Annotated in this window: 13 protein-coding genes; 6 read left to right on the plus strand and 7 right to left on the minus strand. The window is 67.1% G+C overall.

What is annotated here, in order from left to right; all coding sequences use genetic code 11:
• Nucleotides 1–195 precede the first annotated feature (195 nt).
• The 4 genes from BR78_RS0119595 (at nt 196) to BR78_RS0119610 (ending at nt 4,688) form a co-directional block, all read left to right on the plus strand.
• Nucleotides 196–1,347: an acetyl-CoA C-acetyltransferase gene (locus BR78_RS0119595; RefSeq protein ID WP_029937462.1), complete on the plus strand. Its 1,152-nt coding sequence runs from the start codon at nt 196–198 to the stop codon at nt 1,345–1,347.
• Nucleotides 1,348–1,501: 154 nt separating this feature from the next.
• On the plus strand, nt 1,502–2,596 hold the full coding sequence (locus BR78_RS0119600; RefSeq protein ID WP_029937463.1) for a CaiB/BaiF CoA transferase family protein: 1,095 nt from the start codon (nt 1,502–1,504) through the stop codon (nt 2,594–2,596).
• A 10-nt stretch (nt 2,597–2,606) separates the two neighbouring features.
• The gene (locus tag BR78_RS0119605) at nt 2,607–3,386 is read left to right on the plus strand and encodes an SDR family NAD(P)-dependent oxidoreductase (RefSeq protein ID WP_029937464.1); all 780 of its coding nucleotides are present in this window, start codon (nt 2,607–2,609) and stop codon (nt 3,384–3,386) included.
• Nucleotides 3,387–3,542: 156 nt separating this feature from the next.
• Complete coding sequence (locus tag BR78_RS0119610; RefSeq protein WP_029937465.1) at nt 3,543–4,688, plus strand: acyl-CoA dehydrogenase family protein; 1,146 nt, start codon at nt 3,543–3,545, stop codon at nt 4,686–4,688.
• A 9-nt stretch (nt 4,689–4,697) separates the two neighbouring features.
• On the opposite strand, the gene BR78_RS0119615 is transcribed toward BR78_RS0119610, so the two are convergent.
• The 6 genes from BR78_RS0119615 to hisG all read right to left on the minus strand — a co-directional run bounded on the left by BR78_RS0119615 (nt 4,698) and on the right by hisG (nt 12,131).
• Nucleotides 4,698–6,053: a hypothetical protein gene (locus BR78_RS0119615; RefSeq protein ID WP_029937466.1), complete on the minus strand. Its 1,356-nt coding sequence runs from the start codon at nt 6,051–6,053 to the stop codon at nt 4,698–4,700.
• 280 nt (nt 6,054–6,333) lie between these two features.
• Nucleotides 6,334–8,541, minus strand: coding sequence for a sodium-translocating pyrophosphatase (locus BR78_RS0119620; protein ID WP_029937467.1), 2,208 nt, complete (start codon nt 8,539–8,541; stop codon nt 6,334–6,336).
• Between the two features lie 103 nt (nt 8,542–8,644).
• The gene (thiL, locus tag BR78_RS0119625; RefSeq protein ID WP_029937468.1) at nt 8,645–9,493 is read right to left on the minus strand and encodes a thiamine-phosphate kinase; all 849 of its coding nucleotides are present in this window, start codon (nt 9,491–9,493) and stop codon (nt 8,645–8,647) included.
• A gap of 34 nt (nt 9,494–9,527) precedes the next feature.
• Nucleotides 9,528–9,989 (minus strand): transcription antitermination factor NusB, encoded by a 462-nt coding sequence (nusB, locus tag BR78_RS0119630; RefSeq protein ID WP_029937469.1) that lies wholly within the window; start codon nt 9,987–9,989, stop codon nt 9,528–9,530.
• A 56-nt stretch (nt 9,990–10,045) separates the two neighbouring features.
• Nucleotides 10,046–11,335, minus strand: coding sequence for a histidinol dehydrogenase (hisD, locus tag BR78_RS0119635; protein ID WP_029937470.1), 1,290 nt, complete (start codon nt 11,333–11,335; stop codon nt 10,046–10,048).
• A gap of 145 nt (nt 11,336–11,480) precedes the next feature.
• Nucleotides 11,481–12,131, minus strand: coding sequence for an ATP phosphoribosyltransferase (hisG, locus tag BR78_RS0119640; RefSeq protein WP_029937471.1), 651 nt, complete (start codon nt 12,129–12,131; stop codon nt 11,481–11,483).
• 153 nt (nt 12,132–12,284) lie between these two features.
• Between hisG and BR78_RS0119645 the strand changes: the two genes are divergently transcribed.
• Nucleotides 12,285–13,382, plus strand: a complete 1,098-nt coding sequence (locus BR78_RS0119645; RefSeq protein WP_443027690.1) for a DUF2332 domain-containing protein — start codon at nt 12,285–12,287, stop codon at nt 13,380–13,382.
• A gap of 1 nt (nt 13,383) precedes the next feature.
• Nucleotides 13,384–13,761, plus strand: coding sequence for a DUF6157 family protein (locus BR78_RS0119650; RefSeq protein ID WP_029937473.1), 378 nt, complete (start codon nt 13,384–13,386; stop codon nt 13,759–13,761).
• Nucleotides 13,762–13,955: 194 nt separating this feature from the next.
• Here the strand turns inward: BR78_RS0119650 and BR78_RS0119655 are convergent, their stop codons facing one another.
• Nucleotides 13,956–14,906: an alpha/beta fold hydrolase gene (locus BR78_RS0119655; protein ID WP_029937474.1), complete on the minus strand. Its 951-nt coding sequence runs from the start codon at nt 14,904–14,906 to the stop codon at nt 13,956–13,958.
• Nucleotides 14,907–15,138 lie beyond the last annotated feature (232 nt).

The following is a 15,138-nucleotide window of genomic DNA, read 5'->3' on the forward strand; positions in this document are numbered from 1 at the left end:
ATGCGAGCAAAAGTGGCGGTGCCTTTACTCTGCCACGCATGAAAAGGGAAGGTGGACGGCAGATCGCCGCGTCCACCATGCGAAGATGGGGTGCCCGGACCACGAAGTCCAGCGCCGAACAAGCGCTTGCCTTGGCCGTCGCGCGCCACTTACATTGATGTAAGTGACGGCCGGCAGTGCCGCGAGGAGAGATGGATGGCGGAGGCATATATCGTCGCGGCGGCGCGGACCGCCGGCGGGCGGCGCAATGGGCGGTTGATGGGCTGGCACCCGGTCGATCTCGCCGGCGCGGTGCTGGCCGAAGTCGCGGCGCGGAGCGGTATCGACCCGGCCGCGATCGACGACGTCGTCATGGGCTGTGTCGGCCAGGCGGGCGAGCAGGCGCTCCATGTCGGCCGCAACGCAGTGCTCGCCTCGGGACTTCCGGCGAGCATCCCCGCCGTGACGATCGACCGCCAATGCGGCAGCTCGCAACAGGCGATCCAGTTCGCGGCGCAGGCGGTGATGTCGGGCACGCAGGACGTCGTGATCGCCGCCGGCGTCGAGCATATGAGCCGCGTGCCGATGGGGACCTCGGTCGCGGGCGCCAAGCCCTATAGCGATCGCGAGCTGGAACGCTTCGGCGTGCGCGGCTTCAGCCAATTCACCGGCGCCGAGATGATCGCCAGGAAATACGGCCACAGCCGGGAGATGCTCGACGCCTATTCTCTGGAGAGCCACCGCCGCGCGGCCGCCGCGGTCGAGCGCGGCGACTTCGCCGACGAGATCCTCGCGCTCGACATCGAGACCGCCGACGGCCCCGCCCGCCACGCACAGGACGAGGGCATTCGCTTCGATGCGAGCCTGGAAGGGTTGGGCAGCCTCAAGACGCTGGCCGAGGGCGGCGTGATCACCGCGGGCAATGCCAGCCAGATCTGCGACGGCGCGTCGGGCGTGATGGTGGTGAGCGAGGCCGCGCTCAAGGCGCATGGGCTGACGCCTCTGGCGCGCATCCACAACCTCACCGTCACTGCGGGCGATCCGGTGATCATGCTGGAAGAGCCGCTGTTCGCGACCGACCGGGCGCTCCGGCGCGCGGGGATGAAGATCGGCGATATCGACCTGTACGAAGTCAACGAAGCGTTCGCGCCGGTGCCGCTGGCATGGCTCGACCATGTCGGCGCCGATCCGGCCAGGCTCAACGTCAACGGCGGCGCGATCGCGCTGGGGCATCCGCTGGGCGCTTCGGGCACCAAGCTGATGACGACGCTCGTCCACGCGCTGCGCAAGCGCGGCCTGCGCTACGGGCTGCAGACGATGTGCGAGGGCGGCGGCATCGCCAATGTGACGATCGTCGAGGCGTTGTGAAAACCAGGATGGCGGCATCTCTGTATCCTCCCCCGCCAGGGGGAGGTGGCGCGCGCAGCGCGTCGGAGGGGGAGGAAGCACGCCGCCACGTTGTGGAATCCGCCTCCTCCGTCAGCCTTCGGCTGCCACCTCCCCCTGGCGGGGGAGGATATTAATGGGTGCCCTCTCCGGCATCCGCATCGTCGAGTTCGGCGGCATCGGCCCCGGCCCGTTCGCGGCGATGATGCTCGCCGATCACGGCGCCGAGGTGATCCGGATCGAGCGCCCCGGCGCCACTTTCGGACCCCATGCGCTGCCCCGAAACCGCAAGGCCATCGGCGTCGAGCTCAAGACGCCCGAGGGAGTCGAAATCGCCCGCGCGCTGTGCCGCGACGCCGACGGGATCATCGAGGGATTCCGCCCCGGCGTGATGGAGCGGCTGGGGCTGGGTCCGGAATTGCTGCTCGGCGACAATCCGAACCTCGTCTATGGCCGCATGACGGGCTGGGGCCAGGACGGACCGCTCGCGCACGCGCCCGGGCACGACATCAACTATATTGCCGTCGCCGGCCTGCTCGACGGCATCGGCACCCCCGGCCACCCGCCGGTCGCCCCGGTCAATTATATCGGCGATTTCGGCGGCGGCGGGATGCTGCTCGCTTTCGGGATGGTGAGCGCATTGCTCGGCGTGAAGCTGGGCGCGTCCGGACAAGTGGTCGATGCTGCGATGACCGAGGGTGCCGCTTTGCTCGCCAGCATGAGCTGGGGATTCAAGGCCGCCGGCCTGTGGCGCGACGGACCGGGCGCGAACCTGCTGAGCGGCGCCGCGCCTTTCTACCGGACCTATGCCTGCGCCGACGGCAAATATGTCGCAGTCGGCGCGATCGAGCCGCAATTCTATGCCGCATTGGTAGCGGGATTGGGCGAGGATGGCGCGAGCCAGATGGATGCCGCGGCATGGCCGGTGCGCTCCGAACGTTTCGCGGCGATTTTCGCGAGTCGCACACGCGACGCATGGATCGCGCATTTCGCGCCCGAGGCCTGCGTGTCGCCGGTCCTGACCTTCGACGAGGCAGCGGCGCATCCCCACAACGCCGCACGCGGCACCTTCGCGGGGGGCGCCCCTGCCCCCGCTCCACGCTTCGCCGCCACACCCGCCTCCCCGCCCCGGCCCTCGCAGCCCGGCGAGTGGACCGATCGTGTGTTGGCGGGTCTCGGATATGACGGAACCCGAATCGCGGCGCTCAGGGCCGCGGGCACGATTGGCTGAGGAGATTGCAATGAAGTTCGAGAACACGGCGGCGGTAGTGACGGGCGGCGCCTCCGGTCTCGGCGCGGCCACCGCGCGGGCGCTCGCGGCGGCGGGCGCGAAGCTCGCCTTGTTCGACCTGAACGCAGAGAAGGGCGAGGCGCTCGCCGCCGAGATCGGTGGCGTGTTCTGCAAGGTCGATGTCCGATCGGACGACGAAGTCGATGCCGGTTTCGCCAGAGCCCGCGAAGCGCACGGGCAGGAACGCATCCTCGTCAATTGCGCCGGCGTGGGCAACGCGTTCAAGACCGTCGGGCGCGACAAGGCGACCGGCGAGATCCGCCAGTTCCCCGCCGCGGCATTCGACTGGGTGATCCAGGTCAACCTCGTCGGCAGCTTCCGCTGCATCGTGAAATCGGCCGCCGGCATGCTCACGCTCGATCCCGACGAGGGCGGCGAGCGCGGCGCGATCGTCAATACCGCCAGCGTCGCCGCCGAGGACGGACAGGTCGGCCAGGCGGCCTATTCGGCGTCGAAGGGCGGGATCGTCGGCATGACGCTGCCGATCGCGCGCGACCTTTCGGGCGAGGGCATCCGGGTCAACACGATCCTCCCCGGCATCTTCGATACGCCCCTGATGAACGCCGCGCCGCCGCAAGTGAAGGAAGCGCTCGCCGCATCAGTGCCGTTCCCGAAGCGGCTGGGGCGGCCGGAGGATTATGCCAGCCTCGCGCTCGAGATGCTCCGCAACCCCTATTTCAACGGCGAGGACGTGCGGCTGGACGGCGCGATCCGGATGGCGCCGCGGTGACCGGCGGCGCTTGCCGACAAGCCATAACCGTCACCCCGGCCAAAGTGCCGGGGTCCACCGTGCGGCACCGGAAGGGTTAGAGGCTCGAGCTTCTCCGGGTGCCGCGCAGTGGACCCCGGAACAAGTCCGGGATGACGAAGTGTAAGGAGGCGAGCCATGACCAACAACTGGCGCGAAGACCCCGAACTGGTCGCCCTCGCCGACGGCGCCGCGCGCTTCTTCGAGCGGGAAGCTCCTCCCGAGCGCATCGCGAAGTGGCGCGACGCCGGGCAGGTCGAACGCGCTTTCTGGCGGCAGGCAGGCGAAGCCGGGCTGCTCGGCGTGTCAGTCCCCGCCGAATATGGCGGCGCCGGCGGCGACTTCCGTCATGACGTCGTCCTCGTCGAGCAGGTCGGCCGTCACGGCGTGGAAGGTTTCGCGCTGTCGCTGCACAACGTCATCATCCTGCCCTATGTCCTCGCCCACGGCACCGAGAAGCAGAAACGACGCTGGCTGCCGAAGCTCTGCTCGGGCGAGATGGTCGCGGCAATTGCGATGACCGAGCCCGGGGCAGGCTCCGATCTCCAGTCGATCCGCACCACCGCGATCCGCGACGGCAACGGCTATCGCATCAGCGGCGCCAAGACCTTCATTTCGAACGGCCAGATCGCAGATTTCATCATCATCGTCGCAAAGACCGATCCCGCAGCGGGCGGCAAGGGCGTCTCGCTGCTCGTCGTCGAAACCAACGAGGCCGAGGGCTTCCGCCGCGGCAACGCGCTAGACAAAATCGGGCTCGATGCGCAGGACACCTCCGAACTCTTCTTCGACGATGTCTGGGTGCCCGCCGACAATCTGCTCGGCACCAGCGAGGGCCAGGGCTTCCGCCAGCTGATGGCCGAGCTCCCCCGCGAACGCCTCGTCATCGCGGTCTCCAGCGTTGTCACGATGGAGAAAGCCGTCGAGGTGACGACCGAATACGTCAAACAGCGCCAGGCGTTCGGACAGCGCGTGTTCGATTTCCAGAACACCCAGTTCAAGCTGGCGGAATGCAAGGCCAAGGCGGAAGTGGCACGCGTCTTCGTCGACGACTGCGTCGAGCGCCAGCTGGCCGGCAGCCTCGACCTCACCACCGCCGCGATCGCCAAGCTGTGGGTCACCGACAGCGAGGGCCAGGTGGTCGACGAGTGCCTCCAGCTCCATGGCGGCTATGGCTATATCAACGACTATCCGATCGCCCGGATGTGGCGGAATGCACGAGTCCAGCGCATCTATGGCGGATCCAACGAGATCATGAAAATGCTGATCGCCCGTAGCCTCTGACCCGCAGGTTCAGCCGGCGACGATCTTGAGGATCGCGCCGACGATCGTCGCCACCGGCGTGGCGAAGGCGGCGAAGCCTTTGACCGTGTCGATCAGGTTCTTGCCCTGCGCCTTGACTACTTCCTTGGGCGGATTCTTCCGCAAAGCCGAATCCGTGAAGGTCTCGTAATCCTTCAGCAATGCCTTGGCATCCTCCTCGGGCAATTCCTTCGCGGCTTCGAGCAGCGGGTCGCGGAGGGCCTTGAGCTGGGTCTTGAGCGCGTCCGGGGCCGTCGCCTCGTCGATCGCCTTGTTGGTCATGGTGATGGTGTTGTTGCTCATCACGCCGAGGTTTACGAGATTGTTGTCGCCGGTGATGTTGACCACGATGTTTCTCCTCAGGATGGAATCGCCGACCTGTGCATTGATCCGCGCAATCAAAGTCGCTTCGAGAGAGTCGGACTCGCGGGGCTTGAGAACCGATCGGTCATAGTCCGAAAGCAGCCGCAGCGCCGCCCGCAAATCGACGCCATGGCGCCGCTCGCGGCGCAGCGATCCGGCCAGCCGCTTGCGATGCCGCTCGAGGAAGCCGGCATAAGCGGGGTCGTCACTCGCCTGCTCCTCCAGCATCGCGCACAGGAACAGTTCCTCGTAATGCGCAGTCAGGTCCTCGAGCGCCTCGGCGGGCTGGCGCCACGCATCGCCGCCGCGCGGCGCGTCGATATACCAGACCGGCAGCGCCGTATCGCCATCGGGCGCGCGCCACGGAAAGAAGTGGATGCGCCCGCCAAAGCCGGGATCGGGCGCGGGCATGTCGAGCGTCAACGGCAGATCGACCGGTTCGCGACGCGTGTTGACGAGCACGAGGAAGGGGCGTCCGGGATGGACCCAGTCAGGTTGATAACCGCCGCGCGGCTCGGGTGCGGTGCGGGCGGATTCGCGCGCGTAAAGGTCGCACAGCACTTCCGCCGCCGCGCCCAGCGTATCGTACACGCCCCGGCGATCCGGGTGGCGGACGCTGACGTCGGCGGTGGAGACCATCCCGATCAGCTCGCCCAGCTGCGCCTGCCCGCCGGCCGCGGCCCGCGCCTCCAGCGTTACTGCGAGCCGGGCATGGCCGTGCTGGTCGGCGACGATCTCGATCCCTTCCACACGCAGTGCGAACTGATCGTCGTAACTGCGCTCGATCTTGATCAGGTCGGCGGCGGAGCAGCGCGCATAGGGCTGCGGCGGAATCCATTTCGCCACCTTTCCCAACCGCCCGACATAATCGGCCGGAGGCGGCGGTTCGCCATAGAGCCAGCGCGGCGCCGGGCGAAGATCAGCCGCGGCATCCTCACGCGCGAACCGCGTATCGAAGAAGGGAAAACAGGCCCGGACAAACATGCCGCACGCTATCGCAAGAACAGCGCCGGCCAAAGCCAAATAGATGTCCGCCGGCTCGAAGCCGGCGGACTAGATCTATATGCGGCAACTGCATCCGTCTTCCGCAAAAGACAGCCGCGTTCCACATGGTCAACGATCTAGTGCACGTCCCAAAATAACGAGACTGCTGCCAAGGACCGGGCACGCAGCCCGATCAAGGCATCTGCCGCAGCCGCTTCCGTCGAAACGGTCGCGCGCTGCGGCAGACGCAGATTACGCCTGTCGGCGCCGAGGATCAACCTCAGCCCGCGACATGGCTCCCCGCCAGCGCCGCGAGCAGCAGCAATGCGACGATGTTGGTGATCTTGATCATCGGATTGACTGCCGGACCCGCCGTATCCTTGTACGGATCGCCGACGGTGTCGCCGGTCACCGCGGCCTTGTGCGCCTCGGATCCCTTGCCGCCGTGATTGCCGTCCTCGATATACTTCTTGGCATTGTCCCATGCGCCGCCGCCCGAGGTCATCGAGATGGCGACGAACAGGCCGGAGACGATCACGCCGAGCAGCATCGCGCCCAGAGCCGCGAAGCCCTGTTCCTTGCCGGCGACTGCGGCGATGATGAAATACACCGCGATCGGGCTCAGCACCGGCAGCAGCGACGGCACGATCATTTCCTTGATCGCCGCCTTGGTGACGATGTCGACGGTGCGGCCGTAATTGGGACGGCTGGTCCCTTCCATGATGCCGGGATTGTCGCGAAACTGGTCACGCACGTCCTGCACCACCGATCCCGCCGCACGGCCGACCGCAGTCATGCCGAACGCGCCGAACAGATAGGGCAGCAGCGCGCCGAGCAGCAGCCCGACGATGACGAACGGATTGCTCAGCGAGAAATCCACCATTGCCTTCTGAGTCAGCGGGTCGACGGCGAGACCGAGCTCCTTCGCATAATGCGTGAGATCGGTGGTGTAGGCACCGAACAGCACCAGTGCGGCGAGCGCCGCCGAACCGATCGCATAGCCCTTGGTAACGGCCTTGGTGGTGTTGCCCACGGCGTCGAGCGCGTCGGTCTTGTGGCGCACATCGTCGGGCAAGCCCGCCATTTCGGCGATGCCGCCGGCATTGTCGGTGACCGGACCATAGGCATCGAGCGCGACGACCATGCCCGCCAGCGCCAGCAGCGAAGTGGCGGCAAAGGCGACGCCGATGATGCCGGCGATCTGGAAGGTGGCGATCACCGCGACGACGATCACCAGCGTTGGCAGCGCAGTCGATTCGAGGCTGACCGCCAGGCCCTGGATGACGTTGGTGCCGTGGCCGGTGACCGATGCCTTGGCGATCGACTTGACCGGGCGATAGTTGGTGCCGGTGTAATATTCGGTGATCCACACCAGCAGGCCGGTGACGACCAGGCCGATCATCATGCAGTAGAACAGGCTCATGCCGGTGAATTGCGGACCGGCAAGGCCGATCGCGCTCTCCGCGGCAAGGCTTCCGTCACCGAGCAATGCCGCCGGATCGGTGAGGCCGCCGATCATGGCGTTCATGTCGCCGACGACATATTGGGTGACGAGATAGATTGCCGGGATCGAGAGGATCACGGTGGTCCAGAAGCCCTTGTACAGCGCGCCCATGATCGACTGGCCCTTGCCGAGACGGACCATGTACGTGCCGATGATCGAAGTGATGATGCACACGCCGCCGACGATCAGCGGGAGCGCCATCAGCTTGGTGAGCATCTCGGTGCTGACATTCTGCATCATCAGCGCGAGCGAAACCATGGTGAGGCCGAGCGTGACGACATAGGTCTCGAACAGATCGGCGGCCATGCCGGCGCAGTCGCCGACATTGTCGCCGACATTGTCCGCGATCACGGCGGGGTTGCGGGGATCGTCCTCGGGGATTCCGGCCTCGACCTTGCCCACCAGATCGGCGCCGACATCGGCGGCCTTGGTGAAGATGCCGCCGCCGAGACGCGCGAAGATCGAGATCAGCGAAGCGCCGAAGGCGAGCGCAGTGAGCGCGGCGATGACTTCACGACTGTTCGGCGCGAGGTGCGATTGCTCCACCAGATACCAGAAGATGCCGGCGATCGAGAGCAGGCCGAGGCCGGCGACGAGCATGCCGGTGATCGCGCCCGAGCGGAAAGCGAGCGTGAGCCCGCCCTGCAGCGAGTTGCGCGCGGCCTCCGCGGTGCGGACGTTGGCGCGCACCGAGATATTCATGCCGACATATCCGGCGACGCCCGAAAGCACCGCGCCGATCAGGAAGCTGATCGTGGAGAGCCCGCCGAGCGTGAAGAACAAAACCACCGCGACGATCGCGCCGACGATGCCGATGGTCATGTATTGCCGGCCCAGATAGGCCTTGGCGCCCTCCTGGATGGCGGCGGCGATGTCCTGCATCTTCTCGTTGCCGGGCGATGCCCTGAGCACTTGCTGACTCGTCAGAAAGCCATAAGCCACCGCCAGCAAACCGCAGGCGATGGCGAGATAAACAATCGTCATCAGGCGAAGTCCTTCCCCTAGAACTGGAACCGCCGCCGGTCTTGCCACCGGTCTTTGCGGGAAGCGGGAAGGTATCGGGCACCTGTGGCAGGCGCAACCCGCCTCAGCGGTGCTCGTATCCGAGCCGTCCGGGGGGAGATTTTCCATCGAGAAGAAGGGGTTCGCGCCCCTTTTGCAGCATCGCGCCGACCCGCGTCGCGGGGATCGGGAGCGCCGCGCCTTCGGGTGCCGCGAACAGCAGCTCGTAATCGTCGCCCCAGCGCGCGGCCGCAAGTCGGTCGCTTACGCCCTCTGCAAACGGTACCGCGCCGAGTTCGATCGCCGCGGTGCAGCCGCTCGCCTCGGCCATCCGCCGCGCATCGAGCAGTAGCCCGTCCGACACGTCCATCATCGCATGGACATGGCCGCCCAGCGCCCACCCCTCGGCCAGCCGCGGCCTGGGGCGCAGATAGGCCGCGCCTTCGCCGGCCTCGAACCCGAGCATCGCCGCGCCGATCGTGCCGGTGACGTAGAGCGCATCCCCTGCCCGAGCCCCGGTCCGCGCCGGAACCGGCCGCACCGTCGCCCGCCCGATCGCGGTGCATCCGAAGGTCGCAGGTCCGGAATGCGCGATGGTGTCGCCGCCGAGCAGCTTCACGCCATATGCTTCGAGGACTTCGCGCAGGCCGCGGACGAAGCGCTCGCTGCCCGCGATCAAAGTCGCCCCGATCAAGACCCCGATCGGCTCGGCGGCCTTGGCGGCGAGGTCGGACAAGTTCACCGCCACCAGCTTCCAGGCGATGTCGGCCGGGTCAGTGCCGGCGCGGTAATGCACGCCCTCGGCGATCGCGTCATGCGTGACGACCAGCGCCTCGCCGCCGATCTCGATCACCGCCGCGTCGTCACGCAGATCCTGCGCACCCGGATGCAGCGGGAGGCTGCGGAGCGCCGCGATGAAGTCGAATTCGTTCACGCGCAAATCCTCCCCGTGCCGGAGAGGATCAAATTCAACCCCGCACTTCCTTCGCGACGGCGTCGAGGATCCCGTTGACGAACCCCTTTTCGCGCCGGTCGTAAAACGCGTCGGTGACGTCGAGATATTCGCTGATCACTGCGCCCACCGGCACGTCGTTGCGCGCCATCAGCTCATAGGTCCCAGCGCGCAGGATCTGCCGCATCGGCTTGTCGAGCCGGTCGAGCGACCAGTCCGCGGACAGCTTCGACGCCACCACCCGGTCGATCTCCTCGCGCCGCGCATCCACGCCCTTCACGATATCGTCGAAGAACGCGACGTCGGCATCGGCATATTCGACATCCTCGATCGTCGCGCCGAGCCGGTGCTGATGGAATTCGGTGAGCAGCACGGTGAGCTTCGTGCCCTCCATCTCCTGCTGGTACAGCGCCTGCACGGCGGCGAGCCGCGCGGCGGCGCGCGCCTTGGAACGGGTCTTGGCTTTGGGACTGGGCATAATTCTCTTCACTACACCGTTCGCGGCGGGCTTGTCGAAGCGCCGGCAAAACGGGTTCAGGGTTTCAAACGGATCGCGACCGATTTCGCGTGCGCGGGCAGCCCTTCGGCGTTGGCAAGCGCAACCGCGGCCGGCCCGATAGCAGCGAGTCCCGCTTCGTCCAAGGCCAGGAAGCTGGTCCGCTTCATGAAATCCAGCACCGACAGCCCCGAAGCAAAGCGCGCGCGCCGCCCGGTCGGGAGCACATGGTTGGGTCCGGCGACATAATCGCCCACCGCTTCGGGCGTGTGCCGGCCGAGGAACACCGATCCGGCATGGTGGACCATGTCGAACAAAGCCTCGGCCTCGTCGCAAGCCAATTCGAGATGCTCGGGCGCCAGCCGGTCACAGAGTGGAATCGCCTCGACGAGGCTAGGCACCAGGATAATCGCCCCGTTCGCATCCCAACTCGCGCGCGCCGTCGCGGCAGTGGAAAGCGTCCCGATCTGCGCATCGACTGCCGCTGCCACCTGATCGCCGAACCCGGCATCGTCGGTGAACAGGATCGACTGGCTGGTGGGGTCGTGCTCGGCCTGGCTGAGCAGGTCGGCGGCGATCCATTCGGGATCGTTCTTGCCGTCGGCGACGACGACGATCTCGCTCGGCCCGGCGACCATGTCGATGCCGACCACGCCGTAAAGCTGGCGCTTCGCCTCGGCGACCCAGGCGTTGCCCGGGCCGGTCACCACGTCGACCGGCGCGATCTTCTCGGTGCCATAGGCCAGCGCCGCCACCGCCTGCGCCCCGCCGACGCGCCACAATTCGTCGACGCCCGCGATGTGCGCCGCGGCCAACACCAGCGGATTGACTTCGCCGTTCGGCGTCGGCGTCACCATTACCAGCCGCCGCACGCCCGCCGCTTTGGCGGGAATCGCGTTCATCAGCACCGAGCTGGGATAGGCCGCGCGGCCACCGGGCACATAGACTCCCGCCGAATCCACTGCCCGCCAGCGCGCGCCGAGCCGGATGCCGGCATCGTCGATCCCGTCGCTGTCCTGCGGCTTCTGCTTCGCGTGATAGATCGCGATCCGCTCGGCCGCGAGCTCGAGCGCGTCGCGCAGCGCGGGGGCCAGGCCTTCCCACGCCGCGAGGCAGTCGGCGCGGTCGATCTTCCAGCCGGTCTGGTCGAGGTCATGCTTGTCGAACAGCCGGGTCAGATCCTTGACCGCGGCATCGCCTTCGTCGCGCACGCGCTTGATGATGTGCGTGACGTTGCGCGCGACATCCTCGTCCGCCTCGCGGCGCGCATTGACGAGCGCAGTGAACTTCGCGGGGAAGTCGGGCAAACTGGCGTCCAGGCGGATCATTTCTTGCTCCCCTCCCTGCAAGGGAGGGGCTGGGGGTGGGTGCGAGCGAAGCGAGCCTCCCCCGGCTGCAGGATCGGCCGACGCAGACGCGTCGGCACCCACCCCCGACCCCTCCCTTGCAGGGAGGGGAGAAGATCGGCCACCCTCACGCCACCGCCCTCCGGAACGCATCGACCAGCGGCACCACTTCCCCCGCGCGCATCTTGAACGCCGCGCGATTGACGATCAGCCGCGAAGTCACCTGTGCGATCACTTCGACTTCGACCAGCCCGTTCTCCTTGAGCGTCTTGCCCGACGAGACGAGATCGACGATCCGCGGCGCCAGCCCGAGCACCGGCGCCAGCTCCATCGCCCCGTTCAATTTGACGCACTCGGCCTGCACGCCGCGCGCCTCGAAATGCGCGCGGGTGATGTGCGGATACTTCGTCGCGATCCGGACATGGCTCCAGCCGCGCGGATCGTCCTTCCTGGCCATGTCGGCGGGCTCGGCGACCGAGATGCGGCAATGGCCGATGCCGAGGTCGACCGGCGCATAGAGCTCCGAATAATCGAACTCGGCGAGCACGTCCGATCCGACGATCCCCAGCTGCGCGGCACCGTGCGCCACGAAGGTGGCGACATCGAACGCGCGCACCCGGATCAGGTCGATCGCGGAGCTGTTCGTCCGGAAGCGGAGCGCCCGGCTGTCCGGATCGGAAAAGGCGGGTTCGGGCACGATGCCGACGGCCGCGAGCAGCGGCAGCGCCTCGTCGAGGATCCGGCCCTTGGGCACGGCAAGGATGAGCGGTTCTTGCATGAATGCCGGGGGCTTTACTTGGGGGGTGCCCCGGGCGCAACACGCGCGCGTTCACGGCGCATATCGGTCGTCGGCTCTCTTCCCGTTCGTATCGAGCGAAGTCGAGATACGTGAACCTGGAGACCGCTTCTCGACTGCGCTCGAAGCGAACGGATGAAAGGGCAGGCAGTGGCCGACGAACAGACCAATCGCGAGAGTTTCGCCATCCAGGCGGGCTATTGCACCGCTATGGCCGCACCGATCACTGCCCGCGTCTCGACCGTGCTCGGCCACAGCCTCACCCGCGACAGCGAAACGGGGCGCCGCGTGCTCGACTGGCCGGGTGAGCCGGTGGCCGACGCACTGGTCCTCCGGCTGATCGGCGGACTCCATGCGCTCCATCGCCGCGGCGTACCCGGGATCGCACCGGTGTTCAGCGGAGCCGTGACCGACGAGGCCGAGGTCGCCGCGATTCTCCGTGACGTATTCCTGGAGCACGACGCCGAACTGCTGCCATGGCTCGACGGCCCGCCCCAGACCAACGAGGCCGGACGCTCGGCGGGGCTGATGACCGGCATCCTCCATCTCGCGGCGCGCTACGGCCCGAAGTTCGAAGTACTGGAAATCGGATCGAGCGCCGGCCTCAATCTGCTGATCGGCCGCTATCGCTTCGATCTGGGCGGCGTCCGCGCCGGCCCGGCGGATTCCCCGGTCGAGATCGCGCCCGCGTGGCGCGGCCCGCCGCCCCCGGATGCCCCAGTCGAGATCGTCTCCGCGCGCGGCGTCGACATCCAGCCGCTCGATCTCTCGGGCGAGCGCGATGCCGAGCGGCTGCAGGCCTATTGCTGGGTCGAGAATGTCGAGCGGCAGGCACGGCTGGAAAAGACCATCGCGATGGTCCGCGCCGAGGGTGTGAACCTCGAACAAGGCGACGCCGCCGACTGGGTCGAGGCCCGCCTCGCCGAGCCGCAGCCCGAGGGCGTGATGCGTGTCCTGATGCATTCGGTCGTCTGGCAGTATCTTCCCGACGCCACCCAGCAGCGCATCGCCGATGCGATGCAGGCAGCCGGCGAACGCGCCACCCCCGAACGCCCGCTCGGCTGGGTGATGATGGAGCCCAACCGCGATCTCCACCGCCACGAGGTCCGCGTCCGCGGCTGGCCCGGAGACACGCCGATGGAGCTGGTCGCCCTCACCCACGCGCACGGCGCCTGGGTCGAGGCGCTCGAGCCGCCATACGAAACCCGGCCCTATGTCATGCGGGCATATTGAGATGTACACGACCAATTACGGCGACACGCTGATCACGGTCTCCGCCGATTGTCCGGTGGCCGGCGGAACGACCCCCGAAAAGCCCGGCACGATCGCCGCGGTCCAGCATGCGCTGCTCGCCGCGCCCTATGCGATGACGAGCGACGACCTGCTGTACGAAGCGCATCGCGCGCGCGGCGGCGAGAAAAGCCGCGAGGACTTCTTCGCGACGCCCCAGGCGTGCCTGCGCGCTTCCCCGCTGGTCAAGCAGTTCGGCTGGGGCATCCACCACGACGCCGAGGGCCGCATCGCACTGGTTGATCCCCGGAGTGACAGCTATCGTCGGCTGCTTGCCGACGCCTCGGTCAAGAAGACGCCAGGAATGCGCAGCAAGCGATAACTACGAGCAGCTTGCAATGTAGGATTTCGCCTGTTTGATTGCCACGCCGGAAAATCCCCGGCCGCTCTTTGAATCGTCCAAATCCAGCGCGTAATAAAGTTGCGAGATTGCGCGTGTTTCCGTGAAGAGAGTCAATTTAGTGTCAATTTAGCGCTGCCATCGCTGGCCTCTTTGCGTAACGTTCGCAAACTTCGCTAGCCGCCCCGCTTCAGCAACCATTCCCGCATCGCCGTAGTCACCGCCTCGGGCTTTTCCCACGGCACGAAATGGCCGCCATCCTCGACGGGCACGATCGTCAGGTCGGGCACGAATTCGTCCAGCTCCAGTTGAGCCGGCAGCAATGCGAAATCTTTCATGCCCCAGATCACCAAGGTCGGCTGGGTGATCGGCGGGAACGGCGCGTCGAGCCAGGCCGGGCGTTCGGCGTCCTCGTCGGGCGCGGGCACGATGATCGCGGAGGCGCGGTACCAGTTGAGCATCGCGGTCATCGCGCCGGGCTGGCCCCATTCGTCCATATACGCGGCCTTGTCGTCCCCCGCGATCCCGCCGACGACGTGCTGCGCGAAGGTCGAGGCGAAGAAGCGTTCGAGCCCCGCGCCGATCAGTCCCTGGTCGATCCGCGTGTCGCGGAACCGCGTGATATATTGGCTCGCCTCGCGCTGCTGGGGGTCATCGAACAGCGATTTCTGAAAGACCTTGGGATGCGGCGCGTTGACGATGATCAGCCGCGCGATCCGCTGCGAGTGGTCGGTGGGCAGCGCCTCGCGCTGCCCAGGACGTGCCGGGGGCACGGCCGGCCGACCACTCTGCAACGCCGCCATCCACGCGATCGCCCCGCCCCAGTCATGCCCGACCAGAGTGAAGCGATCGACGCCGAGATGATCGGCGAGCGCGAGCAAGTCGCCTATGGGCTTGTCGGGCGTATAGTTCGCGACGCCCTCGGGCTTGGATGAGCGCGCGAATCCCCGCTGGTCGGGCGCGACGACATAATGGTCCTTCGCGAGTTCCGGGATCTGGTGCCGCCACGTCCGGTGCGATTCCGGAAAGCCGTGCAGCAGGAAGATCGGCGGATTGGCGGGATCGCCGGCGATGGCGACGTCGAGCTCGACCCCGGTGGGAAGTGCGATCCGCTGGAGTTCCGCCATATTCCCTCCCTCTTGTTCCCCTTCCGCTTGCGGGAGGGGTTAGGGGAGGGGCTGGCCTCCCACCGACGGCTTCGTGAAAGGCTCATGCCCTCCCCCGGCCCCTCCCGCAAGCGGAAGGGGAGCGCCTACGGCCGCCGCTTGCCCTTGGTGCGGCTGGTCAGATGAAACTGGGCGCACCGGTCGCAGCGATAGAGGCGAAGCTCCAGCCCCGAATGCCGGATCGCCGCGAGCG

The organism is Sphingomonas sp. UNC305MFCol5.2 (assembly GCF_000712135.1).
GTDB lineage: Bacteria > Pseudomonadota > Alphaproteobacteria > Sphingomonadales > Sphingomonadaceae > Sphingomonas.

What these genes read in the sequence shown, in the direction of transcription:
- BR78_RS0119610 (WP_029937465.1), top strand. Translation starts at nt 3,543, where the DNA reads ATGACCAACAACTGGCGCGAAGACCCCGAACTGGTCGCCCTCGCCGAC.
- BR78_RS0119600 (WP_029937463.1), top strand. Translation starts at nt 1,502, where the DNA reads ATGGGTGCCCTCTCCGGCATCCGCATCGTCGAGTTCGGCGGCATCGGC.
- BR78_RS0119645 (WP_443027690.1), top strand. Translation starts at nt 12,285, where the DNA reads ATGAAAGGGCAGGCAGTGGCCGACGAACAGACCAATCGCGAGAGTTTC.
- BR78_RS0119620 (WP_029937467.1), bottom strand. Translation starts at nt 8,541, where the DNA reads ATGACGATTGTTTATCTCGCCATCGCCTGCGGTTTGCTGGCGGTGGCT.
- BR78_RS0119650 (WP_029937473.1), top strand. Translation starts at nt 13,384, where the DNA reads ATGTACACGACCAATTACGGCGACACGCTGATCACGGTCTCCGCCGAT.
- hisG (WP_029937471.1), bottom strand. Translation starts at nt 12,131, where the DNA reads ATGCAAGAACCGCTCATCCTTGCCGTGCCCAAGGGCCGGATCCTCGAC.
- BR78_RS0119595 (WP_029937462.1), top strand. Translation starts at nt 196, where the DNA reads ATGGCGGAGGCATATATCGTCGCGGCGGCGCGGACCGCCGGCGGGCGG.
- BR78_RS0119655 (WP_029937474.1), bottom strand. Translation starts at nt 14,906, where the DNA reads ATGGCGGAACTCCAGCGGATCGCACTTCCCACCGGGGTCGAGCTCGAC.
- hisD (WP_029937470.1), bottom strand. Translation starts at nt 11,335, where the DNA reads ATGATCCGCCTGGACGCCAGTTTGCCCGACTTCCCCGCGAAGTTCACT.
- BR78_RS0119615 (WP_029937466.1), bottom strand. Translation starts at nt 6,053, where the DNA reads ATGTTTGTCCGGGCCTGTTTTCCCTTCTTCGATACGCGGTTCGCGCGT.
- nusB (WP_029937469.1), bottom strand. Translation starts at nt 9,989, where the DNA reads ATGCCCAGTCCCAAAGCCAAGACCCGTTCCAAGGCGCGCGCCGCCGCG.
- BR78_RS0119605 (WP_029937464.1), top strand. Translation starts at nt 2,607, where the DNA reads ATGAAGTTCGAGAACACGGCGGCGGTAGTGACGGGCGGCGCCTCCGGT.